Consider the following 2,394-nt stretch of genomic DNA (forward strand, 5'->3'; position numbering starts at 1 on the left):
AATAAAGTTTTAGGTAAAACCTATAAAGATGGAGTCAAACTTGCTCTCTCTGATAAGCAAGTCAGCATTGGAGATACTCAAAAATCTTTCTTAGAGACTTATGGACATTACTTCTCTGATACTTTTAAAGATGGAGGATTGCTTAATGTTACAACTGCAAGGGTCAATAATGGAAGCAGTAAAACTCAAACTGATACAGTGCATATCCAAGGTCTTGCTCTTGGTAATATCTCTCCTCTAGCTTCTAGCACTGCTGCTGCTTCAAGTAGAGGTGTTAGCTCTCAAGATGGCAGTGATAGTGCTACAACTTATAACTACAATGTTGTCATTGGAGAACATTCAGCCTTTGTAGGAGATATTAAACTACAAAATGATGCACTCATTCATCTTGTGATGGAAGATAGCTCTAAGCTCTTAACTGATGTAGAGCATCTAAAACTTAAAAGTCTTACTCTTAAATCCAGTGGCTATAACACTAATGAAATGCTTTTAGATACCTTTGCTCAAAATAACACCATTATTGATATTGCAACAATGGGAGATGCTCTAGGTAACTTAAAGGAGAGAAGCAACTTTAGACTTCTTGAAATTGGAGATGCTCCTAGCAGTGGTGCAGGTGCAGTTCAAGCTTCTTCTTCTACAGGTCTTAAAGGTTCAGGAGCTCTCTTTAGAGTGTATGTCAATGCTAATGCAACCCAAGGAGCAGATAATGCAATCCAAAAAGAAGCAGATGCTCAAGTAGATGCTAAGAATGCCACTCTAGGAGGAAACTCTAATAGTGGTGGGGCAAATGGCAAGTATGGTTATGTCTACTCAGATCGTATCATTATTCATGATGCCTTAAGTGAGGGTGATGCATCTAGTGGCACAGTATCTAGTGGTGCAACTCTAGCCTCAACAAACACAAACTATATCCAAACTATCTATGATGCCAATACAGATATTGCTCAACTCACCTACCATGGGGGAGGAAGTGAGAAGCAAGGCAATATTGCAGTAGCAACTGTAAAAACAAGCTCAGGCATTACATTTAAAGGTGCCACTCAAATCCAAGGGTTTGATGAAGTAGGAACAACACTCACGACTGCAAATACAGATCAATATGGAAAAGTAGTTAATAGTAATGGAGAAAATCAAGCTAGTGGAAATAGTAGAGTTAATGCTGCAGCTGTAGCTCAAGAGGGTGATAGTGCTAATACTGCAGATTACACCACTTACTTTATTAGCTCTGTAGAGTCTAAGGGTGCTTCTGCTGCCAATACTCTTGCAAGCACTACTGCACTAGGACTTAACTATGATCTCTTCTTAGCAAACTTTAACTCTTTAAATAAGAGAATGGGAGAGCTAAGAGATAATAATCACTCTCAAGGAGCTTGGGGAAGAATCTTTAATGGAATGCTTAGCACCTCTTATGGATTACAAACCAAATCTATCTATACAACTCTTCAAGCTGGATATGATTATGCCTTTGGATTTAATGAAGCCAATAACTATTTAGGATTTGCTCTCTCTTATGCAAATTCAATCATTAAGCCTAAAACAATGCTAGATATTGATGGTAATGCTAAGGGGATTGATAAAACTAACTCTAATGCAGTAGAACTAGCAATCTATAACTCTTATGTAGAGGATAGTGGATGGTTTAATGACACCATCTTTAAATTCAGTTTCATTATGAGCTCAATTAATATGGCAGGACAGAGTTCAAACTACAATACAAACAATTATGGAATTGTTCTCTCTGATGAGTTTGGATATCGATTTAAACTTGGAAATGAGAGTGAGTGGTATATTGATCCTCAAGTTGAATTCTCACTAGGATACTTTAATGCAAGCAATCTTAAACAAGTTTTATCTGAGGCAAGTCTTAATGGTACTCAAGATGCAATCTTTAATCTTAGAAGTAGACTAGGAGCAAACTTTGCTTATGATTTAAAGAGATTTACACAAGGTAAAGACATTAAAGCAAGTGTGTATGTAGGAACTTATTATGCCTATGATTATATTAAGGGAGGAGAGATCTCTTTAACAACAAACCTTAATAAAACAACTCAGCTTAAAACTCTTGGTTCTACAGGAAGATTTGAACTTAATCTTGGAACTAATGTAGAGATTAAAGACAATACTCGAATCTACTTTGACTTTGAGAGAAGCTTTGGAGGAGATATTACAACAGAGTATCAAGTTAATCTAGGTGTAAGATATAGCTTTGGTGAGAAAATTAACTATGCTCCTGAAGTAAGTAAAAGTTCTGCTCCTCTTAAAGTAGAGAGTAAGGAAGAAACTCAAAAGAGTGAGAGTAAAGAGCAAGAGAGTGCTCAAAGTAAAGAAGAACAAAAGCAGTAAGGAATAAAGGAATAAAGGAATAAAGGAATAAAGGAATAAAGGAATAAA

Annotated in this window: 1 protein-coding gene; it reads left to right on the forward strand. The window is 36.3% G+C overall.

Annotation, left to right across the window (positions count from 1 at the left end; translation table 11 throughout):
- Positions 1–2,346, forward strand: a 2,346-nt coding sequence (locus CQA62_RS06685; protein ID WP_115585143.1) for an autotransporter outer membrane beta-barrel domain-containing protein, incomplete at its 5' end; no start/stop codon positions are given.
- Between the last annotated feature and the right edge of the window lie 48 nt (positions 2,347–2,394).

This window comes from Helicobacter cholecystus, assembly GCF_003364215.1.
Classification (GTDB): domain Bacteria; phylum Campylobacterota; class Campylobacteria; order Campylobacterales; family Helicobacteraceae; genus Helicobacter_G; species Helicobacter_G cholecystus.